The 21,029-nt window shown below is 74.3% G+C and carries 22 protein-coding genes; 6 read left to right on the top strand and 16 right to left on the bottom strand.

Going from position 1 to position 21,029, the window contains the following annotated elements; genetic code table 11:
• Positions 1 to 58: 58 nt before the first annotated feature.
• The 3 genes from ACZ514_RS13430 to ACZ514_RS13440 all read left to right on the top strand — a co-directional run bounded on the left by ACZ514_RS13430 (position 59) and on the right by ACZ514_RS13440 (position 3,606).
• Positions 59 to 1,678 (top strand): AMP-binding protein, encoded by a 1,620-nt coding sequence (locus ACZ514_RS13430; protein WP_469124740.1) that lies wholly within the window; start codon positions 59 to 61, stop codon positions 1,676 to 1,678.
• 4 nt (positions 1,679 to 1,682) lie between these two features.
• Positions 1,683 to 2,483, top strand: coding sequence for a PaaX family transcriptional regulator (locus ACZ514_RS13435; RefSeq protein WP_468697151.1), 801 nt, complete (start codon positions 1,683 to 1,685; stop codon positions 2,481 to 2,483).
• 283 nt (positions 2,484 to 2,766) lie between these two features.
• Positions 2,767 to 3,606, top strand: coding sequence for a GNAT family N-acetyltransferase (locus ACZ514_RS13440; RefSeq protein WP_469124741.1), 840 nt, complete (start codon positions 2,767 to 2,769; stop codon positions 3,604 to 3,606).
• Position 3,607: 1 nt separating this feature from the next.
• Here ACZ514_RS13440 and ACZ514_RS13445 read toward each other — a convergent pair whose 3' ends face one another.
• From ACZ514_RS13445 to ACZ514_RS13485, 9 genes are all read right to left on the bottom strand, one after another.
• Positions 3,608 to 5,920, bottom strand: coding sequence for a bifunctional salicylyl-CoA 5-hydroxylase/oxidoreductase (locus ACZ514_RS13445; protein ID WP_469124742.1), 2,313 nt, complete (start codon positions 5,918 to 5,920; stop codon positions 3,608 to 3,610).
• Positions 5,921 to 5,924: 4 nt separating this feature from the next.
• Positions 5,925 to 6,752 (bottom strand): enoyl-CoA hydratase family protein, encoded by an 828-nt coding sequence (locus ACZ514_RS13450; RefSeq protein ID WP_469124743.1) that lies wholly within the window; start codon positions 6,750 to 6,752, stop codon positions 5,925 to 5,927.
• Between the two features lie 109 nt (positions 6,753 to 6,861).
• The gene (gene argF / locus ACZ514_RS13455) at positions 6,862 to 7,872 is read right to left on the bottom strand and encodes an ornithine carbamoyltransferase (protein ID WP_469124744.1); all 1,011 of its coding nucleotides are present in this window, start codon (positions 7,870 to 7,872) and stop codon (positions 6,862 to 6,864) included.
• An 84-nt stretch (positions 7,873 to 7,956) separates the two neighbouring features.
• On the bottom strand, positions 7,957 to 9,183 hold the full coding sequence (locus ACZ514_RS13460; protein WP_468165239.1) for an arginine deiminase: 1,227 nt from the start codon (positions 9,181 to 9,183) through the stop codon (positions 7,957 to 7,959).
• Between the two features lie 55 nt (positions 9,184 to 9,238).
• Positions 9,239 to 9,706, bottom strand: coding sequence for a hypothetical protein (locus tag ACZ514_RS13465; RefSeq protein ID WP_468165241.1), 468 nt, complete (start codon positions 9,704 to 9,706; stop codon positions 9,239 to 9,241).
• A gap of 292 nt (positions 9,707 to 9,998) precedes the next feature.
• On the bottom strand, positions 9,999 to 10,739 hold the full coding sequence (locus tag ACZ514_RS13470) for a hypothetical protein (RefSeq protein WP_468165243.1): 741 nt from the start codon (positions 10,737 to 10,739) through the stop codon (positions 9,999 to 10,001).
• A 133-nt stretch (positions 10,740 to 10,872) separates the two neighbouring features.
• Positions 10,873 to 11,103, bottom strand: coding sequence for a hypothetical protein (locus ACZ514_RS13475; RefSeq protein WP_388938431.1), 231 nt, complete (start codon positions 11,101 to 11,103; stop codon positions 10,873 to 10,875).
• A 106-nt stretch (positions 11,104 to 11,209) separates the two neighbouring features.
• Positions 11,210 to 12,076 (bottom strand): homocysteine S-methyltransferase, encoded by an 867-nt coding sequence (gene mmuM / locus ACZ514_RS13480; protein ID WP_469124745.1) that lies wholly within the window; start codon positions 12,074 to 12,076, stop codon positions 11,210 to 11,212.
• 14 nt (positions 12,077 to 12,090) lie between these two features.
• Entirely contained in the window at positions 12,091 to 13,014 is a 924-nt protein-coding gene (locus ACZ514_RS13485) for an LLM class F420-dependent oxidoreductase (protein ID WP_468165247.1), read from the bottom strand.
• 202 nt (positions 13,015 to 13,216) lie between these two features.
• Here ACZ514_RS13485 and ACZ514_RS13490 point away from each other — a divergent pair, with 202 nt between their 5' ends.
• Positions 13,217 to 13,498: a hypothetical protein gene (locus tag ACZ514_RS13490; protein WP_468165249.1), complete on the top strand. Its 282-nt coding sequence runs from the start codon at positions 13,217 to 13,219 to the stop codon at positions 13,496 to 13,498.
• A gap of 101 nt (positions 13,499 to 13,599) precedes the next feature.
• On the opposite strand, the gene ACZ514_RS13495 is transcribed toward ACZ514_RS13490, so the two are convergent.
• The 4 genes from ACZ514_RS13495 to ACZ514_RS13510 all read right to left on the bottom strand — a co-directional run bounded on the left by ACZ514_RS13495 (position 13,600) and on the right by ACZ514_RS13510 (position 16,375).
• Positions 13,600 to 14,088: a DUF6099 family protein gene (locus tag ACZ514_RS13495; RefSeq protein ID WP_468165252.1), complete on the bottom strand. Its 489-nt coding sequence runs from the start codon at positions 14,086 to 14,088 to the stop codon at positions 13,600 to 13,602.
• Positions 14,089 to 14,210: 122 nt separating this feature from the next.
• A complete protein-coding gene (locus ACZ514_RS13500) occupies positions 14,211 to 14,606 on the bottom strand; it encodes a nucleotide pyrophosphohydrolase (RefSeq protein ID WP_468165254.1) in 396 nt (131 codons plus the stop codon).
• Positions 14,603 to 15,913, bottom strand: coding sequence for an AAA family ATPase (locus tag ACZ514_RS13505; RefSeq protein ID WP_469124746.1), 1,311 nt, complete (start codon positions 15,911 to 15,913; stop codon positions 14,603 to 14,605). The genes ACZ514_RS13500 and ACZ514_RS13505 overlap by 4 nt, the downstream gene beginning before the upstream one ends.
• Positions 15,914 to 15,979: 66 nt before the next feature.
• The gene (locus ACZ514_RS13510; protein WP_388938420.1) at positions 15,980 to 16,375 is read right to left on the bottom strand and encodes a cell division protein SepF; all 396 of its coding nucleotides are present in this window, start codon (positions 16,373 to 16,375) and stop codon (positions 15,980 to 15,982) included.
• 98 nt (positions 16,376 to 16,473) lie between these two features.
• On the opposite strand from ACZ514_RS13510, the gene ACZ514_RS13515 reads away from it, so the two are divergent.
• Both ACZ514_RS13515 and ACZ514_RS13520 read left to right on the top strand, forming a co-directional pair.
• Positions 16,474 to 17,097 (top strand): TetR/AcrR family transcriptional regulator, encoded by a 624-nt coding sequence (locus ACZ514_RS13515; protein ID WP_468165258.1) that lies wholly within the window; start codon positions 16,474 to 16,476, stop codon positions 17,095 to 17,097.
• Between the two features lie 43 nt (positions 17,098 to 17,140).
• The gene (locus tag ACZ514_RS13520) at positions 17,141 to 17,878 is read left to right on the top strand and encodes a DUF2470 domain-containing protein (protein ID WP_469124747.1); all 738 of its coding nucleotides are present in this window, start codon (positions 17,141 to 17,143) and stop codon (positions 17,876 to 17,878) included.
• Between the two features lie 28 nt (positions 17,879 to 17,906).
• Here the strand turns inward: ACZ514_RS13520 and ACZ514_RS13525 are convergent, their stop codons facing one another.
• The 3 genes from ACZ514_RS13525 to ACZ514_RS13535 are packed head-to-tail and all read right to left on the bottom strand — an operon-like array spanning position 17,907 to position 21,026.
• Positions 17,907 to 19,229, bottom strand: coding sequence for an LLM class flavin-dependent oxidoreductase (locus ACZ514_RS13525; protein WP_468697121.1), 1,323 nt, complete (start codon positions 19,227 to 19,229; stop codon positions 17,907 to 17,909).
• Between the two features lie 43 nt (positions 19,230 to 19,272).
• On the bottom strand, positions 19,273 to 20,214 hold the full coding sequence (locus ACZ514_RS13530) for an ABC transporter permease (RefSeq protein WP_469124748.1): 942 nt from the start codon (positions 20,212 to 20,214) through the stop codon (positions 19,273 to 19,275).
• A complete protein-coding gene (locus ACZ514_RS13535) occupies positions 20,211 to 21,026 on the bottom strand; it encodes an ABC transporter ATP-binding protein (protein ID WP_468165266.1) in 816 nt (271 codons plus the stop codon). The genes ACZ514_RS13530 and ACZ514_RS13535 overlap by 4 nt, the downstream gene beginning before the upstream one ends.
• Positions 21,027 to 21,029 lie beyond the last annotated feature (3 nt).

Consider the following 21,029-nt stretch of genomic DNA (forward strand, 5'->3'; position numbering starts at 1 on the left):
CATTCGCACGGCCGGCTCCACCCCAAAAATCCGGACGTCGCAAGGGGGCGTAACCGCCTTGGAGCTCAAGCCATCCGCTCACGCCGACACCTTTGCCCGCGACCACCTGCCGCCCGCCCACGCCTGGCCGCAGCTCCTGTTCCAGTTGCCCGAACTGGCCTACCCGGACCGGCTGAACTGCGGCGCCGAACTGCTCGACGCCACCATCGAGCGCTTCGGGCCCGACCGGCCCGCCTTCCGCGACGGCGCCGGCGGGGTGTGGTCGTACGGGCAGCTCCGTGAGCGCGTCGACGCCCTCGCCCACGTCCTCACCATCGACCTCGGCGTCGTCCCCGGCAACCGGGTCCTGCTGCGCGGCCCCACCGGCCCCTGGCTGGCGGCCTGCTGGCTGGCCGTGATGAAGGCGGGCGCGGTGGCCGTCACCGTCCTGGCCCAGCAGCGCGCCCAGGAACTGGCCACGGTGTGCTCCATGGCCGAGGTACGGCACGCCCTGTGCCATGTGAGCGCCCTGGACGACCTCGCCCGGGCCCGTGTGCCCGGACTGCGGATCACCCCGTACGGCGGCACGGGCGCGGACGACCTGCTGCGGCTCGCCGAGGCGCGTTCCGCCCCCTTCCCCGTCGTCGGCACCTCCGCCGACGACGTCGCACTGATCGCCTTCACCTCCGGGACCACCGGGCGCCCCAAGGGCTGCATGCACTTCCACCGCGACCTCCTCGCCGTCGCCGACACCTTCTCCCGCAACGTCCTGCGGCCCCGCCCCGACGACGTGTTCGCCGGCAGTCCGCCGCTCGGGTTCACCTTCGGCCTCGGCGGGCTGGTCGTCTTCCCGCTGCGCGCCGGCGCCTGCGCGCTGCTCCTGGAGCGGGCCACGCCCCGGACGCTGCTGCCGGCGCTCGCCGAGCACCGGGTCACGGTGCTGTTCACCGCGCCCACCGCGTACCGGTCGATGCTGGACACCCTGGGCCCCTACGACACGGGCGCCTACGACCTGTCCGCGCTGCGCCGCTGCGTCTCGGCCGGCGAGAACCTGCCCGCCGCGACCTGGCAGGCCTGGTACGAGCGCACCGGGCTGCGGATCATCAACGGCATCGGGGCCACCGAGCTGCTGCACATCTTCATCTCCGCCGCCGACGAGGACATCCGCCCCGGTACCACCGGCCGGGTGGTACCGGGCTGGGAGGCCCGGGTGGTGGACCCGTCCGGGCGGCCCGTCGCGGACAACGAGCCGGGGCTGCTGGCGGTGCGCGGGCCGGTCGGCTGCCGCTACCTCGCCGACCCCCGCCAGGCCGAGTACGTCCGGGACGGCTGGAACCTGACCGGCGACACCTACGTCCGCGACGCCGACGGCTACTTCCGCTACGTGGCCCGCGCCGACGACATGATCATCTCCTCGGGCTACAACATCGCGGGCCCCGAGGTGGAAGAGGCCCTGCTGCGTCATCCGGACGTCGCGGAGGCGGCGGTCGTCGGCCGCCCGGACGAGCGGCGCGGGCAGGTCGTGGTGGCCTACACCGTGCCGCGCGACGGCGCGGTGCTGACCGAGGACGCCCTGCGGACCTTCATGAAGGGGGAGCTGGCCCCGCACAAGTGCCCGCGCTCCTTCGTCTTCCTGCCCGCGCTGCCGCGGACCCCGACCGGCAAACTTCAGCGGTTCCGGCTGCGCGATCTAGAGTGAACCCGTGGTCGAGCAGCACACTCCGCGATCTCTGATCGTCACGTTCTACGGAGCCTACGGGCGGTCCTTCGACGGGGCCGTCCCGGTATCGGCGCTGGTCCGCCTGCTGGGCGCGGCGGGAGTGGACGCGCCCTCCGTCCGCTCCTCGGTGTCCCGGCTCAAGCGGCGCGGTTTCCTGGTGCCCGCGAAGGCCGCGGACGGCTCGGCCGGATACGAGCTGTCCGAGGAGGCCCGGCTGCTGCTGGAGGACGGGGACCGGCGGATCTACGGAACCGTGCCGGTGTCCCAGGAGTGGCTGGTCGCCGTCTTCTCGGTCCCGGAGCAGGAGCGGCACAAACGGCACCTGCTGCGCTCGCGCCTGGCCCGGCTGGGCTTCGGGTCGGTGGCCCCGGGCGTGTGGATCGCGCCCGCCCACCTGGCCGAGGAGACGGGGCACACCCTCGAGCGGCTGCACCTGACCGGATACGTGGAACTCTTCCGCGGCACGCACCTCGGTTTCGCCCCGACCGCCGAGGCGGTGGGCCGCTGGTGGGACCTGACGGCCCTGGCCAAGCAGCACGAGGAGTTCCTCGACCGGCACGAACCGGTCCTGCGGGCCCTCCAGACGGGCCCCGAGCCCACTCCCGAGGCCGCCTACCGGGCGTACCTGGACGCCCTGGACTCCTGGCGGCGACTGCCCTACGCCGACCCCGGGCTGCCGCGGGAGCTGCTCCCGGCGGACTGGCCCGGCGACCGCGCCGCGGCGGTCTTCGCCGAACTCCACGCCCGGCTGCGCGACACGGGCGCCCGCTTCGTGCGTCCGTAGCCGCGCGGGTCCGGTGCCCCGCCCGTGCTCCGCCCGGATGGGCTGCGTCCCGCTCATGGTTCCTCCTCGTCCCGTGGCCGCCGCCGGCCGGCGACCGCTCGTACTCCCAAGATCCCAGCGGCCCGGCCCCCGCTCCTCCCCCGCGCGGGGGGAGCGTCTCCCCCACGCGGGGGAGCGCTCACCCAGCGGTCCGCGCCCACCCATCCGCGCCTACGGCTCCCCCGGCGTCCCCGGCGCCGGAAATCCCGGTGCGGCCGGCTCCTCCGGCCCGCCACGATGGGGCATGCCATGGACCTTCAGCACTGATCTGGCGGCCTATCTCGCCGCCGCGCGCCCGGCCGTCGCCGCGCGGCCCGTCGTCAACACCGGCCTGCTGACCGTCACCGATGCCCTGGTGCGGCGCGGCCCGCACGCCTTCGGCTCCGCCGACCCCGTCTTCGGCTGGTGGACCGGGGCGGACGGAGCCGTCGCCGGGGCCCTGCTGCGCACCCCGCCCTTCCCGCTGCTGCTCGGGGCACTGCCCGGGGAGGCGGTCCGGGAGCTGGCCCGCGTCTTCGCGTCGGAGCCGCTGCTCCGCGGTGCCGGGTCCCTGAACGCCCGCCGCCCCGACGCGGCGGCGCTGGCCGGGGTGTGGGGGGCGCCGGCCCGCGTCGCCGAGGAGCAGCGGCTGTACCGGCTGGACGGGCTCCGCGCCCCGGACCCGGTCCCCGAGGGCGGCGTCCGGCCCGCCGCCGAGGCGGACCTGCCGCTGCTGGTGGAGTGGCTCACGGCGTTCCACCGGGAGTGCGACCTGCCGGGCACCCCCTCCGAGGCCGCCCTGCGCGACCGCATCTCCTACGGCGGCTGCCTGCTCTGGGAGCACGGCGGTGTCCCGGTGTCGGTGGCCGGTTTCTCCCGCCCCCTCGCCGGCGCCTCGCGGGTCGGGCCGGTCTACACCCCGCCCGCCGCGCGGGGCCGCGGCTACGCCGCCGGGGCGACGCACGCCGCGAGCGGCGCCGCGTACGCGGCCGGCGCCGCACAGGTGCTGCTCTTCACCGACCTGGCCAACCCCACCAGCAACGGCGTCTACCAGCGCCTCGGCTACACCCCGGTCGAGGACCGCGTCGTGCTGGAGGCGCCCTGACCTACCCCTTGCCGGTCGGGGGCCTGCGGCTGCCGGCCCGGTACGGGGCGGGCCAGGGCGCGCCGGGGCCCGCGTACCCCTGCTCGGCGGCCGCGTGCAGCGTCCAGTGCGGGTCGTACAGGTGGGGGCGGCCGAGCGCGCACAGGTCGGCGCGTCCGGCGAGCAGCAGGGAGTTGACGTCGTCCCAGGAGGAGATCGCGCCGACGGCGATGACGGGGACGCCGAGCGCGTTGCGGATCCGGTCGGCGTAGGGGGTCTGGTAGGAGCGCCCGTACTCGGGGGCCTCGTCGGCGACGACCTGTCCGGTGGAGACGTCGACGGCGTCGGCGCCGTGGGCGGCGAAGGCCGCCGCGATCCGTTCGGCCTCCTCGGGCGTGGTGCCGCCGGGGGCCCAGTCGGTGGCCGAGAGCCGGACCGTCATGGGGCGGTCCCCGGGCCAGACCTCGCGGACCGCGTCGAAGACCTCCAGGGGGAACCGGAGCCGGTTCTCCAGGGGGCCTCCGTAGGCGTCGTCGCGGTGGTTGGTGAGCGGGGAGAGGAACCCGGACAGCAGGTAGCCGTGCGCGCAGTGCAGTTCCAGCAGGTCGAAGCCGCATTCGGCGGCGCGGACGGCGGCCGCCGCGAAGTCGGAGCGGATCGCCGCGAGGTCGGCGGCCTCCAGGGCGCGCGGGACGGCGGAGACCCCGGGCCGGTAGGGCAGTGCGGAGGCGGCGACCAGGGGCCAGTTGCCGTCCGGCAGCGGTTCGTCCATGCCTTCCCACATCAGGCGGGTGGAGCCCTTGCGGCCGGAGTGGCCGAGCTGGACGCCGAGTGCCGTTCCGGGCGCGGAGGCGTGGACGAAGTCGGCGATCCGCTTCCAGGCGGCCGCCTGCTCCGCGGTCCACAGGCCGGAGCAGCCGGGGGTGATCCGGCCTTCGGCGCTGACGCAGACCATCTCCGTCATGACGAGCCCGGCGCCGCCGAGGGCCCGCGAGCCCAGGTGGACGAGGTGGAAGTCGCCGGGCACGCCCTCCCGGGCCGAGTACGTGTCCATCGGCGAGACCACGACGCGGTTGCGCAGGGTGAGTCCCCGCAGGGTGAACGGGGTGAACATGGGCGGGGTTCCCGTGCCGTCCGCGTTCTCGGGGCAGCCGAAGTCGCGTTCCACCGCCCGGGTGAACCGTTCGTCGCGCAGCCGCAGGTTGTCGTGGGTGACGCGGCGGCTGCGGGTGAGCAGGTTGAAGGCGAACTGCCGGGCGGGCTGGTCCACGTATCCGGCGAGGTCCTCGAACCAGCGCATGCTGGCCGCGGCGGCGCGCTGGGTGCTGGCGACGGCCGGGCGCCGTTCCTCCTCGTACGCGGCGAGGGCCGAGGGGACGTCGGGCCCGCGGTCGAGGGCCTCGGCGAGGGCGAGGGCGTCCTCGACGGCGAGCTTGGTGCCGGAGCCGATGGAGAAGTGCGCGGTGTGCGCCGCGTCGCCGAGCAGCACCACGTTGCCGTGCGACCAGTGCTCGTTGACGACGGTGCGGAAGCGGGTCCACGCCGAGCGGTTGCCGTGCAGCGGCCGGCCCCGCAGGGCCTCGGCGAAGGTCTTGGCGCAGCGGGACGCCGATTCGGTCTCGTCGCACAGGTCGAGGCCGGCGGCCCGCCACACCTCCTCCCGCATCTCCACGATCACGGTCGAGGCACCGGACGGGCCAGGCGATCCGGCGGGGGCCGACGGGGGCCGGCCGGACGAGGGGCGGGCGTACGGGTAGCCGTGCAGCTGCATGACCCCGTGCTCGGTCTCGGCGATCTCGAAGCGGAAGGAGTCGAAGGCGAAGTCGGCGGCGAGCCAGATGTAGCGGCAGCGTCCGGGGGTCTCGGTGGGCCGGAAGCGGGCGGCGCCGCGCGCGCGGGTCGCGCTGTGCACCCCGTCCGCCGCGACCACCAGGTCGTGGGAGCGGGCCAGTTCGAAGGCGTCGGGCGCCTCGGCGCGGAAGCGGAGCCGGACGCCGAGGCCGGCGCAGCGTTCGTGCAGGATCTCCAGCAGCCGGCGGCGGCCGAGCGCGGCGAAGCCGTGGCCGCCGGAGGTCAGGAGACGGCCCCGGTGCACGACGTCCACGTCGTCCCAGCGCACGAACTCGGCCCCGAGGGCGGCGTGGACGACGGTGTCGGCCCGTTCGATGCCGCCGAGGGTCTCGTCGGAGAGGACCACGCCGAAGCCGAAGGTGTCGTCGGGGGCGTTGCGTTCCCAGACCTCCACGCTGTGCCCCCGGCGGGCCAGCAGCGCGGCGGCGTACAGTCCGCCCGGCCCGCCGCCGATGACGGCCACCCTCATGGCGCTCGCGGACATGTGGTTACCTGCCCTTCCACTCCGGGGGCCGCTTCGCGGTGAAGGCGGCGTGGAACTCCGCGTAGTCCTGGCCGTTCATCAGCAGGGCCTGGGTGGTGGCGTCCAGCTCCACCGACGCGGCCAGGGGCATGTCCAGTTCGGCGGTGAGCAGGGCCTTGGTCTGGGCGTGGGCGAGGGCGGGTCCCGCGGCGAGGCGGGCGGCCAGTTCGGCGGCGCGGGCGTCGGCCTCGCCCTCGTCGACCAGTTCGCTGAGCAGGCCGATCCGCTCGGCCTCGGTGGCGCGTACGGGCTCTCCGAGCATCAGCAGCCGGGTGGCGTGGCCGAGGCCGACGACCCGGGGCAGCAGGTACGCGGCGCCCATGTCGCCGCCGGAGAGGCCGACGCGGGTGAAGAGGAAGGCGAAGCGGGCGGAGGGGTCGGCGATCCGGAAGTCGGCGGCGAGGGCGAGCACGGCGCCGGCGCCGGCGGCCACCCCGTGCACGGCGGCGATGACCGGGAAGGGGCATTCGCGGATCGCGCGGACCACCTGGCCGGTCATCCGGTTGAAGTCGAGGAGCTCGGCGGTGTCCATGGCGAGGGTCGCGCCGATGATCTCGTCCACGTCCCCGCCGGAGCAGAAGCCGCGGCCCTCGCCGGCGAGGACGAGGGCGCGCACCGAGCGGGTGCGGGACAGTTCGGCGAGCAGATCGCGCAGGTCGGCGTAGGCGCCGAAGGTGAGCGCGTTCAGCTTCTCGGGGCGGTCGAGGGTGACGGTGGCCACGCCGTCCTGCCGGGTCACCCGCAGGTGGCGCCACCGTTCGGTCGCTGGTGTGGAACCGGTGAAGGGACTCACACGGGCGAAGCTATCACCGATCGGTGACCGCCGTCAGATAAACGCGACAGGAGGCGGCACGGTACCGCCCGGCGGGGCGCGGGACTCCCCGCCGCAGCGGCACGTATGACTATGCGGTGGGCTTGGCCAGCGTCGCGACGAGCACGGCCTTGATGGTGTGCAGCCGGTTCTCCGCCTCGTCGAAGACGACGGAGTGCTCGGACTCGAACACCTCGTCGGTCACCTCCAGCGAGTCCAGCCCGCGCCGCTCGTGGACCTCCCGGGCCACCTTGGTGCCCAGGTCGTGGTAGGCGGGCAGGCAGTGCAGGAACCTCACGTCCGGGTTGCCGGTCGCGCGCAGCACGTCCATGGTGACGGCGTACGGGGCCAGCGCCTCGATCCGCTCGTCCCAGACCTCCTTGGGCTCGCCCATCGAGACCCAGACGTCGGTGGCCACGAAGTCGGCCTGCGCCACGCCCTCCGCGACCTCCTCGGTCAGGGTGATCCGGGCCCCGCTCGCCGCGGCGAGCTCCCGGGCCCGCGTCACGACGGCCTCGGCCGGCCAGTACGCCTCCGGCGCGACGACGCGTACGTCCATGCCCAGCAGGGCGCCGGTCACCAGGTAGGAGTTGCCCATGTTGAAGCGGGCGTCGCCCAGGTAGGCGAAGGAGATCCGCTCCAGCGGCTTGGCGCTGTGCTCCGTCATGGTGAGCACGTCGGCGAGCATCTGGGTGGGGTGCCAGTCGTCCGTGAGGCCGTTGAAGACGGGCACGCCGGAGTGGGCGGCCAGCTCCTCGACGGCCTCCTGGCTGTCGCCCCGGTACTCGATGCCGTCGAACATCCGGCCGAGCACCCGCGCCGTGTCCCGGACGGACTCCTTGTGGCCGATCTGGGAGCCGGAGGGGTCGAGGTAGACGGTGTGGGCGCCCTGGTCGGCGGCGGCGACCTCGAAGGCGCAGCGGGTGCGCGTGGAGGTCTTCTCGAAGATCAGCGCGAGGTTCTTCCCCTGGAGGAGGCGCCGCTCGGTCCCCGCCTTCTTGGCCGCCTTCAGTTCGGCGGCGAGCTCGACCAGGCCGCGGAACTCGGCGGCGGTGAAGTCGAGCTCCTTGAGGAAACTGCGACCGAAGAGGTCGGTGGCCATGGGGACGCTCCTGGGTGGCGCTGACGGGGGATGCTGGAAGTCTATACGATCCTCTGCATTGATATACGGGACGGGTGGATCACGTCACACGGGGTCCCGCTCGACGGGGCAGCTCATGCACCGCGGACCGCCGCGGCCCCGCCCCAGCTCACTGCCCGGGATCTCGATCACCTCGATCCCCTCCTTGCGCAGGTGGGTGTTGGTGGTGACGTTGCGCTCGTAGGCGACGACCACTCCCGGCTCCACGGCCAGCACGTTGCACCCGTCGTCCCACTGCTCGCGCTCCGCCGAGTGCACGTCCTGCGTGGCCGTGAGCACCCGCACCCGGTCCAGGCCGAGGGCGGAGGCGATGGCCCGGTGCATGTGCTCCGGCGGGTGGTCGCTGACCCGGAGGTCGCTCGCCCCCTCGCCCGGCCGGATCGTGTAGGAGCGCAGCATGCCGAGGCCGGCGTACTGAGTGAACGTATCTGCGTCGACCATCGTCATCACCGTGTCCAGGTGCATGAAGGCCCGCCGCTTGGGCATGTCGAGGGCCACGATGACCTCCGCCGAGCCGGCCGCGAACAGGCCGCGGGCCAGCATCTCCACCGCCTGCGGGGTGGTGCGTTCGCTCATCCCGATCAGGACCGCACCGTTGCCGATGACCAGGACGTCGCCGCCCTCGATCGTGGAGGGGTAGTCCGGCTGGCCCTGCGACCAGTAGTGGAAGGGGCCGGATCCGGTGAAGAGCGGGTGGTGCCGGTAGATCGCCTCGAAATGCACGGTCTCGCGCTGGCGGGCGGGCCAGCGCATGGCGTTGATGGACACCCCGTCGTAGATCCAGGCGGACGTGTCACGCGTGAAGAGGTGGTTCGGCAGCGGCCCCAGCAGGAAGCCGTCCATCTCGAGGGCGTGGAAGCGCACCGAGACCGGCTCGGCGTGCCGCTCCAGGAACTCCCGCTTGGTCATGCCGCCGACCAGCGCCTCCGCGAGGGCCTCCGACGGCAGCCCGTCGAAGACCGCGCGCAGGTGGTCGGTGGCGAGCGGCCCGTACTCCTTCTCGTCGAAGACCCGGTCCAGTACGAGGTGACGGGCCTCGGTGACGTCGAGGACCTCCCGCAGGAGGTCGCCGAAGAGGTGGACGGACACCCCCCGGTCGCGGAGCACGTCCGCGAAGCCGTCGTGCTCCTGGCGGGCCCGGCGCACCCACAGCACGTCGTCGAAGAGCAGGGCGTCCTTGTTGCTTGGTGTGAGCCGCTTCAGCTCCAGGTCGGGCCGGTGGAGGATGACGCGGCGAAGCCGCCCGGTCTCGGAGTCGACATGGAATCCCATGCCGTACACGTTCCCAGACCGGGCGGCTTTCTGACCTCGCGTCGGCTTTCCCGGCTCAGCGCAGGCCGAGAAGTGCCGTCGGGGTGCCGACGACGTCCGGGGCGGACAGGCCCAGGTCGGGGACGGCCAGGTTCGGGATCCCCGAGTTGCTCGCGTCCGGCATCGTCAGCGGGGCACGGAGGTTCGCGCCGGGGGTGCGGGTGAGCAGGGTGCTGTCCGACGACTCGAGGAACCCCTCGCCGTCCGTCTTCTGCTCCCCCATCAGGTTGGGCACCGGGGACGTGAGACGGGTGGCCCCGAGGTCGGCCGCGATCGGCACCACCGGGAGCAGCGGGGTCGGCAGCAGGTCGCCCCGGTGGAACCGGGGCGCCTCGGGGGCGCCGACGAGCGGCACCGGGACCCCCGTCGCCAGCTGGGGGGCGGGCAGGCCCAGCGTGGTCTCCACCGCTTCCAGCGGGACACCCACCGGGACCGAGTCGGCCACGGCCGGGGAGGCCGCGCCGGCCGCGGCCATACAGGTCATGAGCGCCGCAATGCTTCCGCGCGCGGTCATCTTCATAGGTGACGTTCCGTCCTTCCTGGGTCGCGGACACTCCGCTTCCCTGGATGAACGATCCCGCCGGCGCTTTCCCGGGGCTTCCGGGGGAAAGTTCCCCCATACGACCTAATTCGCGGCCGTACGGGGGCGTCCGCTTTACGCCGCGCCTTTACACCGCGCCCTTGCGCCGCGCCTTCGCGGTCGCCGCTCACGGCCGGGGGCGGCCGGCTCCGGCACGGTCCGGGCGGCACCGCCGGGGGGAACGGACTTCCGGGGTTCAGTCGTCGGACGGGCCGGGATCGCGGGTGCAGATGTGGCCGGACGGGCAGGCGGGACAACCCTTGACCGCCGCCAGTTCGGCGACGGCCCCGAAGAGCTCGCGGGCCCGCTCGACGGTTCCGACGCCTTCGTGCCGGGCGAACTCCTCCGGGTCGGCCTCGGTGCCCGCGGCCATGTGGGACCTGATGTAGGCCAGGGTCGCGAACTCGTCGAGGCTGATGTCACCGGGGTACGCGGGGACGCAGACCTTCGGGACGAGCGTCTCCTCCGGGGAGTCGGCGAACACCCAGGGCTCGCCGGGGCGTTCGGGTCGCTGGGCGACGACCCGCAGGAGGGTCGCCTCCGCGGCGGTGTCCACGAGGACGCCCCCGTGGGCGTGCAGTTCGTGCAGGCTCCTGCGGACCTGGTCGCCGGCCGGGTCGACACCGAGCATCTCCGCGGCCACGTCCACCGGCAGCGGCGCGACCGTGTCGCCCTGGCGCAGCAGGACGGTGCCCTCGTCGATGGCGACGTCGAGGTGCACGGCCTGGACGGGGATGCGGCCCGGGTAGAAGGCGCGCAGCCGCCCGAGGCGGCGTACCAGGTCGACGGCGTCCGGGGACAGGCCGGGACCGGCGTCGGCGCCGGCGGACTTCGGGTCGACCCTGAGCCACTCGTCGTAGCCGGGGGGCTGCAACTGCTGGAGCGTGTACCGCGCCCGGCGGTCGCGCCCCGGCTTGTTGGGCTTCCTGCGTCCCATGGGGATCGGTTCCTCTCGCCCGTAGGGGGTGTCGGACCCTGCACAACGAGCGGGTCCGGCCGAGGTGCGGCGGCCGGACCCCCCGGGGGGAGGATTCGGCCACCGCCGCGCGGGCACCTCCTGGGCGTCGTGTTCAGCGCTGCTTGGGAATGTTGAGCGGGCGGCCGATGTGCCAGTGCGGTTCGCTGCCGCTGTACGGGCACAGGTAGGCGATCCGCTCGTGCTGCCACGGCTGGATCCGGTTCATCTCGCTCGCGGCCCGTTCGGCCGCGGCCTCGTTCGCGAACTGCTTCTTCTCCCCGCACGCCCTGGAGCGGGTGATGCGGCGCCTGGCGGCGGCGCCCGTCCTGCTGGTGCGCTTCATCCCTCCTGCCTATCCCAGCGGGAGCCGCCCAGAAAGGCCGTTCACCCGATCGAGTGACAGTCGGCCGCGGGCCCTTGCCTTGGCCGCGTCAGGTCCCGCGTCCCGGTCAGAGCGGTCGGGCCCCGAGTGCGGCGATGCCGTCCGGGCCGACGCGGCAGCAGCCGCCGATGAGGCGCGCCCCGGCCGTCCGCCAGGCCCCGACGGGCCACGGGACGGGGGTGGCGGGGGCGTCCCAGGTGCCGGTGGCCGCGTCCCAGACGGAGCCGTCGTTCGGGTAGGCCACCAGCGGCTTCGCGGTGACGGACGCGGCGGCCTCCAGGGCGGGCAGCACATCGGCCGGATCACAGCAGTTGACGCCGACCGCGATCACCTCGGGCGCGGCGGCCGCCAGGGCGAAGGCCTCGGCGAGGGGCTGGCCGGCCCGGGTGCGGCCGCCCGCGGCCGTGTAGCTGAGCCAGGCACGGGCCCCCGTCCCCGCCAGTACCCGCAGCAGGGCCTCGGCCTCCAGGACGTCGGGGACGGTCTCCAGTGCCAGCACGTCCGGGCCCGCCGCCAGCAACGCCCCGATCCGGGGCCGGTGGAAGGCGGCCAGCTCCGCCACGCCCAGCCCGTACCGTCCGCGGTACTCGGAGCCGTCCGCCAGGACCGCCCCGTACGGGCCCACCGAGGCGGCCACCCAGACCTCGTGCCCGGCGGCCCCCGCCGCGCCGCCGGCCACCCGTACGCTCCGCTCCAGCAGGACGGGATCGTCCCCGACCTGGTAGCTCGCGGTGATCAGCACCTCGGCCCCGGCCCGGACGTACGCCGTGTGGGCGGCCGCCACCTGTTCGGGGTGCTCGGCGAGCACCCGGCCCGTCCACATCCCCCCGGTCAGGTCGCAGCCCTGGTCGGCGAGCTGGTTGCTCAGTCCGCCGTCCAGGAGCACGCCCCTGCGGGCCAGGGCTTCGGCGAGCGGGCGGGTCGCACGGGGCATGGCTCCACGGTCCCCTAACCGAGCTGGGACAGCACCCGGGCGGAGATCAGCTCCAGGTGGTCGAGGTCGTCGAGGTCGAGGAGCTGGAGGTAGGCGCGCGAGGACCCGATGGCGGAGTAGGTGCCGAGCTTCTCCACCACCTCGTCCGGGGAGCCGGCCAGGCCGTTGGCCTTGAGCTCGTCCACCTCGCGTCCGATGGCGGCGGCCCGGCGGGCCACCTCGGCGTCGTCCTTGCCCACGCAGACGACGAGGGCGTTGGAGTAGACGAGGTCCTCCGCCGTGCGTCCCGCTTCGGCGGCGGCCTCCCGGACACGGGCGAACTGCCGGCGGCTGTCCTCCACCGAGGCGAACGGCATGTTGAACTCGTCGGCGTAGCGGGCGGCGAGGCGCGGGGTGCGCCGCGCTCCGTGCCCGCCGATGAGGACGGGCACCTTGTCCTGGGCGGGCTTGGGGAGCGCCGGGGAGTTCTCCACCTGGTAGTGGACGCCCCGGTGGTCGAAGGTGGCGCCGGGCTCGGTGGCCCACAGGCCCGTGACGATGGCCAGCTGTTCCTCCAGCCGGGCCATCCGCTCCGCCGGGAAGGGGATGCCGTACGCCTTGTGTTCCTCCTCGAACCAGCCGGCGCCGAGGCCCAGTTCCACGCGGCCGCCGGACATCTGGTCGACCTGCGCCACCTGGATCGCGAGGACGCCGGGCAACCGGAAGGTGCCGGCCGTCATCAGCGTGCCCAGCCGGATCCGCTTCGTCTCGCGGGCCAGGCCCGCGAGGGTGATCCAGGCGTCGGTGGGGCCCGGCAGGCCGTCGACGGAGCCCATGCGCAGATAGTGGTCCGAGCGGAAGAACGCGTCGAAGCCCAGGTCCTCGGTGGCCTTGGCGACGGTCAGGAGCGTGTCGTAACTGGCGCCCTGCTGGGGTTCGGTGAAAATGCGGAGATCCATGCTCCCCATCCTGCCCGTCCCGACCCTGCCGGGTGAATCTGCGTCAACCGGGAGGCCCGCCGCCGGCCCCGCCAGTGACCAGCGGCGATGGAGATCGTTGCTCGGACGGAGCCGGACCGCCCGGCCCGCGCGCCGGCGGCCTCCCGCCGACGCGTCCACCGCCCCCTTCCGCACCGGAAGGGCCAGGGCCGAGGAGGCCGCCATGTCCCACGAGTCCGTGCCCGAGCATCCCGCACAGACCGGACAGGCAGCACACGACGACGCGGGCCGGGAGGGCGCGGCTCCCGCCCGGGGCGGAGCGCCGAAGGGCCTGTTGCAGCAGATGGAGGAGCTGATGGCGGCATTGAACGCCGACCTCTCCCAGCTCGACGCCGACCTCCAGCACTCCGCGGACCGTACTCCGCCGGCGGCGGACCGTACTCTGCCGGCGGCCCCCGGTACCCGCGCGTACGAGGGTGAGCTCCGCTCGGACCGGTCCCGCTGACCGCTGGGGTCCCGTCGCACGCGCCGGGACCCCAGCCGCGGCGGGGACCGGCGCCCTTCCGGCGGCGCCGTTCCTCCCGGCCGGTCCCGGCCGCTCCCGGCTCAGCCGACTCCCGAGGCCGGACCCCGTTCCCGCACGGACGCCATGCGGCGCAGCAGTGCCCGTACCCGGTCGCTGGACTCGTCCGCCGCGTCGATCGACTCGATGCACTGCCAGTACAGGCCCTCCTCGTCCGTCGCGCAGGCGACCCCGACCAGGGCTATGCCGACCTCGCCGAGCAGTTCCTGGAGCCCGAGCAGTGCCTGCCGTACGTCGGCCACCCCGCTCAGCTGGGCGGCCCGCGGCGGCTGTTCGGGCGGTCTCCCCTCGCCGAGCAGGGCCGCCCGGTCTATGACCCCGCACCCCCTGCCGCCGGCTTCCCCCAGTCCCCGCGCCTCCGCCCTCAGCTCGGCCGGCCCCGTGACGGCCAGCCAGCTCCCGATGCCCTGCGCGAGCGCCTGGGCCTGCCAGGCCTCGCCCACGATGCCCCATGCCGCCCCGCTCCGTGCCAGCGCGTGCCGGCCGGCCGCGATGAGCCGTACCGCATCCATATGCCGTCCCCCGTCCGCACGACATCCCCTCATTCTTCACTACCCAGAGTGAAGGCAGCGAGCCAGTAAAGCCAGGGGTATTCGGAAATCTGTGGACACAAACATGGTTGTGGACGACGCCATCACTCCGAAGAGTGACGATCTGGTGTCGACGTACCGGTTACCGGGAAGCGGTGTTCGTTCCTCTCGATCTTCGCGGCCAGCGCATCCAGCACATCCACCCCGAGAACCTCACAGAACTGCAACAGGTACGCCATCACGTCGGCGACCTCGTCGGCCACTCTGCGTGCGCTCTCGGGCTCTTCCATGACCGCGGCCGACTGTTCCGGCGTCAGCCACTGGAAGATCTCGACCAGTTCGGCGGCCTCCACGCTCAGCGCCACGGCCAGGTTCTTGGGCGTGTGGTAGGGGCCCCAGTTCCGGGCGGCCGCGAAATCGGCCAGCCGCCGCTGGAGCCGGTAAAGGCGTTCGCCCTGCCGGTGAGCGGGCCCGTCGTCCGTGGGTGCTGCGTCGTTCATGGGGACAGGTCTACCACCGAGACGCCCGGGAGCCCCCGTCCGGTTCCCGCGGTGTCCTCGCCGACCGCCGCCACCAGCCGGATGTGCCCGCGCCCGCCGGACAGGAGGGCCAGGCGCAGCAGTTCGGCGGCCTGCCGGCGGTCCAGTCCCCGGTCGAGGCCGTCGGCGAGGACGGTGAGGGCCTGGCGGGCGGAGAGCAGTTCGGCCGCCGGGTCCACGGCCAGCACGCCGGGTCCGGTGAGCAGGACGAGGGCCAGCGCGAGGAAGCGCAGCTCCCCCGCGCCGAGGCGGTCCAGGCCGGTGGCGGGGAGGGCGGGGCCCCGGTCCAGTACGGCGGCGACGAGCCCGGTGCCGTCGGGGGCGGTCCGTACGTCGAGCCCCGCCACCGGCCCGGCGCAGCCGGCCCGTGCCGCCGCGGCCAGCAGGGCGTGGCGGGTGCCGCATTCGTGGCGGGTCCGGCGCAGTACGTCGGCCAGGTTGCCGCAGTCGGTCCGCAGCCGGCCCTCGCCGGGCGGGACGGGCGCCCGCATCCGGCCGGGACGCGGATCGCAGGGGAAGACCGCCCGCAGGGCGACCACCACCTGCTCGGCGGCGGCCAGCACCCGCTGCTGCCCGGCGGTGGAGCCGGCGACGCGCAGCGGCAGCAGACCGGTCCCGAGCCGGTCGTCGGGCAGTTGCGCGCGGGTCATGCCGACGGCTCCGCCGGTGAACCAGGCGGCCTCGACGGTGCGCCGGCGCGGGTCGCGCAGGGCGGTGGTGAGGAGGATCCGGCCGTCCTGGGAGAGCCGTTCGCCGGCGATCCGCAGCACGGGCTCGGCCTGGACGGCGAGGTCGAGGCGGACCTGGCCGGACGGGCCGTCGACCGTGCAGCCGAGGTGGAAGCCGCGCCGCCCGCCGGGGCCGGGCCGGGCCCCGTCGGGCACCCGGCGCCGCGGGTCGGGGAAGACCTCGCCCAGGGCGGCTCCGGAGGCGAGGCCGGCCAGCGCCCCGTAGGCGTCCAGGGCCTGCGACTTGCCGCTGCCGCTGGGGCCGGTGAAGAGGGTCACGGGGCCGAGCGGGAACACGGCCGCCCGGTGCGTCCCGAAGGCGGACAGCCGCAGCTCCGTGACGGCCGGGCGGGGTGGGCCGGCGCCGGCGGGCGCGTCGCCGGGGGCGGTGGCTCCGTCGGCGTGCGGCGGCGTACCGGAGCGGGTGCCGCGGCCGGGGTGCGCGCGTAACGGGCTGTCAGCGGTCTCGTCGCACGGGGGCGTACCGGTCGGGGCGGCGGCGGGTGCGCCGGGCCTCGCCGTGTCCAGGATGGCGTCCATGGCCGGACGGTACGGTCCGCCGGGCGGGCCGGGTGGCCGCCGAACCGTTCCGCCGCCGCGACCTTCCTACGATCGGGGGACGGCCGCCGCCGCGATGCCCTCCACCTCGGTGCCGACCGGCGCCAGCAGGAAGACGTTGCGGTCGACGCGGTGCATGCCGCTGCCCAGGCCGAAGACCACGCCGCTGCTGAAGTCCAGGATCCGCTTGGCCACTTCGCTGTCCGCGCCGGTGAGGTCCAGCAGTACAGGGATCTGCGCGATCAGGTACTCCGCCACCTCCCGCGCGTCGGCGAAGATCTGGACCCGGATCACCACGAAGCGCCGCTGTTCCGCCGCGGCCGGTCCGGGAGCCTTGGGGATGGTGCGGTGGTCCACCCGGGAGGGCCACTCGTTGCGGCTGCGCAGGGGTACCACCTGCGCGAGCCCCTCCCACTGCTCGTCGGTGACGTCGTACCTGCTCACCGGGCCGCCTCGGCCGCGCGCTTCATGTGCATCCACCCATCCTCTCGCGTTTCACCCGTTCAGCCCAACACCGACACGGAGCACGTAGGGTCGCCGCCATGACCAATGGCGACGAGGTCCGCACGCTACGCGACACCACGGCCGCCGGGCGCCCCCCGCTGCGCGAGGACGCGATCCGCAACCGCGCGCAGATCCTCGCCGCCGCCGAGCAGTTGTTCACCGAGCGGGACCCGCGCACCGTGACGATGGATCACATAGCCAAGGCCGCGGGGGTCGGGCGGGCCACCCTCTACCGGCGTTTCCCCGATCCCGCCTCCGTGGCCGGGGCACTCCTCGAGGAGCACGAGCGGATCCTCGGGGGGCTGCTCGCGTTCGGCCCGCCGCCCCTGGGGCCCGGCGCTCCCCCGGCGCAGCGGCTGACGGCCTTCTACTCCGCGGCCCTGGAGCACCTGGAGCGGCACCTGCCGCTGGCCCTGGGCATCGGCCCGGGTCCGGCCCGGTTCTCGGGCGGCGCGTACCGGCACTGGCGCGCGCACGTGCGGGAGCTGCTGGTGGAGGCCGGTGCCGACGACCCCGACGTGAGCGTGGACGCCCTGCTCAGCCCGCTGTCCCCGGAGGTCTACCAGTTCCAGCGGCACACGCTGGGCTTCCCGACCGTGCGGATCGCCGAAACGCTCGCCCGGCTGGCGCGCGGGGTACTCCCCGCCGCACCGATGAGTTAGGTTAGGCATACCTAAGTTAACTTCGGATGAGGGAGAGATCCGCATGCGCCTGCCCGGTGCCCCCGCCGCCGCCCCCGCCGCCCGGCCCACCGGGGCCGAGCTGGTCCGCTCGGTCCTGGCCGCCGCCCACTCGATGACGGTGGTCGTCGACGGGGTGCGCCACGAGGTCCGCGACCTGGACGGCGGGAACGTGCTCGGCCGGCTGCACCTGCACCCCGCCGCGCCCCTGGCCGGACACCCGGCTCCGGCGCAGGGCGCCGCACTGCCCGATGTCCGGCTGGAGTTCACCGACATCGCCCCGACGCCCGTACGCGACCGGGTGCGCGCCCGCGTCACCGTCCTGGGCCGCCTGCTGACGCCCTGGGCCGACGAGGGCTCCGCCCCCGGCACCACCGCCTGCGTGGAATACGGCCGGGCGGTGCTGGAGACCGCGCGCGGGACCTCGTACATCGGCCTGGAGGAGCTGGACGGGGCCTGGCCCGACCCGCTGGCCCCCTACGAGGCGGGCATGCTCACCCACCTCCTCGACGACCACCCCGAGCTGGTGACGCTGCTGCTGCGGCTGGTACGGCCGCGGCCCTCGGCCGCCGTCGTGCGCGCGCTGCCGCTGGCCCTGGACCGGTACGGGATCACCCTGCGCCTGGAGGAGCGCGCCGGCCACCGCGACGTGCGGCTGGCCTTCCCCTCCGTCCTCGACCACGTCGACCAGGCGGGCGCCCAGATCCAGGCCCTGCTCAGCGCGGCCCGGCGGCGCTCCCACCGCAACACGCTGCCGGCCTGAGGACCTCCCGGGCCGCTTCCCCGTCCCCCTACCGGGTGTGGCGGTTGGCGGGGCGCGGCAGACCGTAGTGCTCGCGCAGGGTGGTCCCCGTGTACTCGGTGCGGAAGAGGCCGCGGGCCTGGAGGACCGGCACGACGTGGTCCACGAAGTCGGTGAGGCCGGTGGGCAGGACGGGCGCCATGATGTTGAAGCCGTCGGCGGCGCCCCGGGTGAACCACTCCTCCAGCTGGTCCGCGATCTGCTCGGGGGTGCCGGCGAACACCCGGTGGCCGCGGCCGGCGCCCAGGCGGGCGATCAGTTCGCGGAGGGTGAGTCCGTCGCGGCGGGCGATCTCGGCGACGAGCGTGAACCGGCTCTTGTTGCCGTTGATCTCCCGCTCCTCGGGGAGTTCGGGCAGCGGGCCGTCGAGGTCGGCGCCGGTGAGGTCGGTGCCCAGCATCCCGGACAGCTGGGCGAGCCCGTACTCGGGGACCTGGAGGTCGGTCAGCTCCTGCTCCAGCGCCCTGGCCTCGGCCTCGGTGGAGCCGATGACGGGGGCGATGCCCGGCAGGACCAGCAGCTCGTCCTCGGAGCGGCCGTGGCGGGCCAGGCGGGACTTGAGGTCCTTGTAGAAGGCCTGCCCGTCGGCGAGGGTCTGCTGGGCGGTGAAGACCGCCTCGGCGTACCGGGCCGCGAACTCCTTCCCGGACTCGGACGAGCCGGCCTGCACGAGCAGCGGGTAACCCTGCGGGGAGCGGGGCACGTTGAGCGGGCCCGCGACGGAGAAGTGCTCGCCGCGGTGCGCGGCCGGGTGCAGCTTGCCGGTGTCGGCGTAGACGCCGCGTTCCTTGTCGAGGACGATCGCGTCGTCCTCCCAGCTGTCCCAGAGCTTGGTGGCGACGTCGAGGAACTCGCGGGCGCGGTCGTAGCGCAGACCGTGCTCGAGGTGCTCCTCGCGGTTGAAGTTGCGGGCCTCGTCGACGGTGCCGGAGGTGACGATGTTCCAGCCGGCGCGGCCGCCGCTGATGTGGTCGAGGGAGGCGAACGCGCGGGCGAGGTGGTAGGGCTCGTAGAACGTCGTGGAGGCGGTGGCGATCAGGCCGATGTGCTCGGTGACGGCGGCGATGGCGGAGAGCAGGGTGATCGGCTCGAAGCCGCCGAGGGCGTTGTGCCGGGCCTTGCCCCAGAGGGCGAGGCCGTCCGCGAAGAAGACCGAGTCCAGCCGTCCGCGCTCGGCGGTGCGGGCCAGCTCCTGGAAGTAGCGGAGGTCGGTGATGCGTTCGGGGCTGCCGGCCGGGTGCCGCCAGGCGGCGTCGTGGTGGCCGGCGTTCATCAGGAAGGCGTTGAGGTGGAGGGTGCGGGCTGCGGGCATGACTGTTCCCTGGGTCGGGCGGAGGAGCGGAGGGGGCGGCGGGTCAGGCGGGGACGCGCCAGAGGCTGAGGCGGCGTTCGACCGTGACGAGGAGCTGGTTGAAGGCGACGCCGATCGCCGAGATGGTGACGATCCCCGCGTACATCTGCGGGATGGCGAAGTTGAACTGCGAGGCGTTGACCAGGTAGCCGAGCCCCGCCTTGGCGCCGATCATCTCGGCGGCCACCAGGACCAGGATCGAGACCGCTCCCGCCAGCCGGATGCCCGTGAAGACCGCCGGGACGGAGGCCGGCAGGATCACCTTCTGGAAGAGGCGGGGCGTCGACAGGTCCATCGACCGGGCGAGCCGGACCAGGGTGGGGTCGGCGTTGCGGACGGCGCTGATGGTGTTCAGCAGGACGGGCCAGACGCAGGCGTAGACGACGATCGACACCTTCGAGGTCTCCCCGATGCCGAGGAGCAGGACGAAGACGGGCAGCAGCGCGAGGGCCGCCGTGTTGCGGAAGAGTTCCAGCAGCGGGCCGAGGAAGGCGGCGACGGGCCGGTACCAGCCGATCAGCAGCCCGAGCGGGACCGCCACCGCCACGGCGATGACGAAACCGCCGAGCGCGCGGGTGAGGCTGGCCCGGACGTGCTCGCCCAGCTGCCCGTCGCCGAGCAGTTCCCACCAGGCCCGGGCCACCTCGCTGACCGGGGGCAGGAAGGTGGCGTCGACCAGGCCGAGCCGGGGCGCGGCCTCCCACAGCGCGAGCAGGGCGAGGACGGCCGCCGAGCGCAGCAGGCCGGCCCGCAGCCACCGCAGGACGGCCGCGGCCGGGGCGGGGCGGCGGACGGCCGCGGGTGGCGCGGGGGCGGCCGGGGGCCGGTCCGCGGCGGGGGCCGGGGCCGTGGGGGCCGGGGCCGTGGGGGCCGGGGCGGGGTGTGCGGGGCCTCGTACCTCCGGCTCGGGACGGGCCGGGGCGGCGGCGGGGGTGTCGGTGCTCATGCGGAGGCCTCCTCCTTCTCCAGTTGCCGGGCCCGGGCCACCTCGTCGTGGAGCAGGCCCCAGATCTCGTGGCGGTAGCGGGCGAACTCCGGGCTGGACCGCAGGTCCTCGCCCGTGGCGCCGGCGAGCCGGTCGCCGAGGGAGACCGGCACCACCTCCTTGACGCGGCCCGGGCGCGAGGTGATGACGGCCACCCGCTGCCCGAGGTAGACGGCCTCCTCGATGCCGTGCGTGATGAAGACGACCGTCTTGCCGGTGCGCAGCCAGATGCGCCGCAGCTCGTCCTGGAGGGACTCGCGGGTCTGCGCGTCCAGAGCGGCGAAGGGCTCGTCCATCAGCAGCACGTCCGGGTCGTACGCCAGCGAGCGGGCGATCGCGACCCGCTGGCGCATGCCGCCGGAGAGCTCGTGCGGGTGCCGGTCCTCGAAACCGGTGAGACCGACCAGGTCGAGGAACTCGCGGGCGCGCTCCTCGCGCCGGCGGCGCGGGACGCCGGTCGCCTCGAGGCCGAACTCGACGTTGCCGAGCGCCGTGCGCCAGGGCAGCAGGGCGTACTGCTGGAAGACGATGCCCCGGTCCAGGCCCGGCCCGGTGACGGGCACGCCGTCGAGCAGGACGCGTCCCGAGGTGGGGAGGGCGAGCCCGCCGAGGAGGTCCAGCAGGGTGGACTTGCCGCAGCCGCTGGGGCCGACGACGACCAGGAACTCCCCCGCGCCGATCTCCAGGTCGATGCCGTCGAGGGCGGTGAACTCGCCCGCGCCGCCCTTGACGGGGAACCTCTTGGTCACCGCGTCGAACACGATCTTCGTCATACC

The organism is Streptomyces sp. NPDC034086, assembly GCF_055575515.1.

Bases quoted from the DNA above. Each gene is read 5' to 3' on its own strand.
- ACZ514_RS13525 (WP_468697121.1), bottom strand. From the start codon at position 19,229: ATGCCCGCAGCCCGCACCCTCCACCTCAACGCCTTCCTGATGAACGCC.
- ACZ514_RS13460 (WP_468165239.1), bottom strand. From the start codon at position 9,183: ATGGGATTCCATGTCGACTCCGAGACCGGGCGGCTTCGCCGCGTCATC.
- ACZ514_RS13475 (WP_388938431.1), bottom strand. From the start codon at position 11,103: ATGAAGCGCACCAGCAGGACGGGCGCCGCCGCCAGGCGCCGCATCACC.
- ACZ514_RS13515 (WP_468165258.1), top strand. From the start codon at position 16,474: ATGACCAATGGCGACGAGGTCCGCACGCTACGCGACACCACGGCCGCC.
- ACZ514_RS13505 (WP_469124746.1), bottom strand. From the start codon at position 15,913: ATGGACGCCATCCTGGACACGGCGAGGCCCGGCGCACCCGCCGCCGCC.
- ACZ514_RS13535 (WP_468165266.1), bottom strand. From the start codon at position 21,026: ATGACGAAGATCGTGTTCGACGCGGTGACCAAGAGGTTCCCCGTCAAG.
- ACZ514_RS13485 (WP_468165247.1), bottom strand. From the start codon at position 13,014: ATGGATCTCCGCATTTTCACCGAACCCCAGCAGGGCGCCAGTTACGAC.
- ACZ514_RS13445 (WP_469124742.1), bottom strand. From the start codon at position 5,920: ATGTCCGCGAGCGCCATGAGGGTGGCCGTCATCGGCGGCGGGCCGGGC.
- ACZ514_RS13440 (WP_469124741.1), top strand. From the start codon at position 2,767: ATGCCATGGACCTTCAGCACTGATCTGGCGGCCTATCTCGCCGCCGCG.
- ACZ514_RS13490 (WP_468165249.1), top strand. From the start codon at position 13,217: ATGTCCCACGAGTCCGTGCCCGAGCATCCCGCACAGACCGGACAGGCA.
- ACZ514_RS13520 (WP_469124747.1), top strand. From the start codon at position 17,141: ATGCGCCTGCCCGGTGCCCCCGCCGCCGCCCCCGCCGCCCGGCCCACC.
- ACZ514_RS13465 (WP_468165241.1), bottom strand. From the start codon at position 9,706: ATGACCTGTATGGCCGCGGCCGGCGCGGCCTCCCCGGCCGTGGCCGAC.
- ACZ514_RS13495 (WP_468165252.1), bottom strand. From the start codon at position 14,088: ATGGATGCGGTACGGCTCATCGCGGCCGGCCGGCACGCGCTGGCACGG.
- ACZ514_RS13470 (WP_468165243.1), bottom strand. From the start codon at position 10,739: ATGGGACGCAGGAAGCCCAACAAGCCGGGGCGCGACCGCCGGGCGCGG.
- ACZ514_RS13500 (WP_468165254.1), bottom strand. From the start codon at position 14,606: ATGAACGACGCAGCACCCACGGACGACGGGCCCGCTCACCGGCAGGGC.
- argF (WP_469124744.1), bottom strand. From the start codon at position 7,872: ATGGCCACCGACCTCTTCGGTCGCAGTTTCCTCAAGGAGCTCGACTTC.
- ACZ514_RS13530 (WP_469124748.1), bottom strand. From the start codon at position 20,214: ATGAGCACCGACACCCCCGCCGCCGCCCCGGCCCGTCCCGAGCCGGAG.
- mmuM (WP_469124745.1), bottom strand. From the start codon at position 12,076: ATGCCCCGTGCGACCCGCCCGCTCGCCGAAGCCCTGGCCCGCAGGGGC.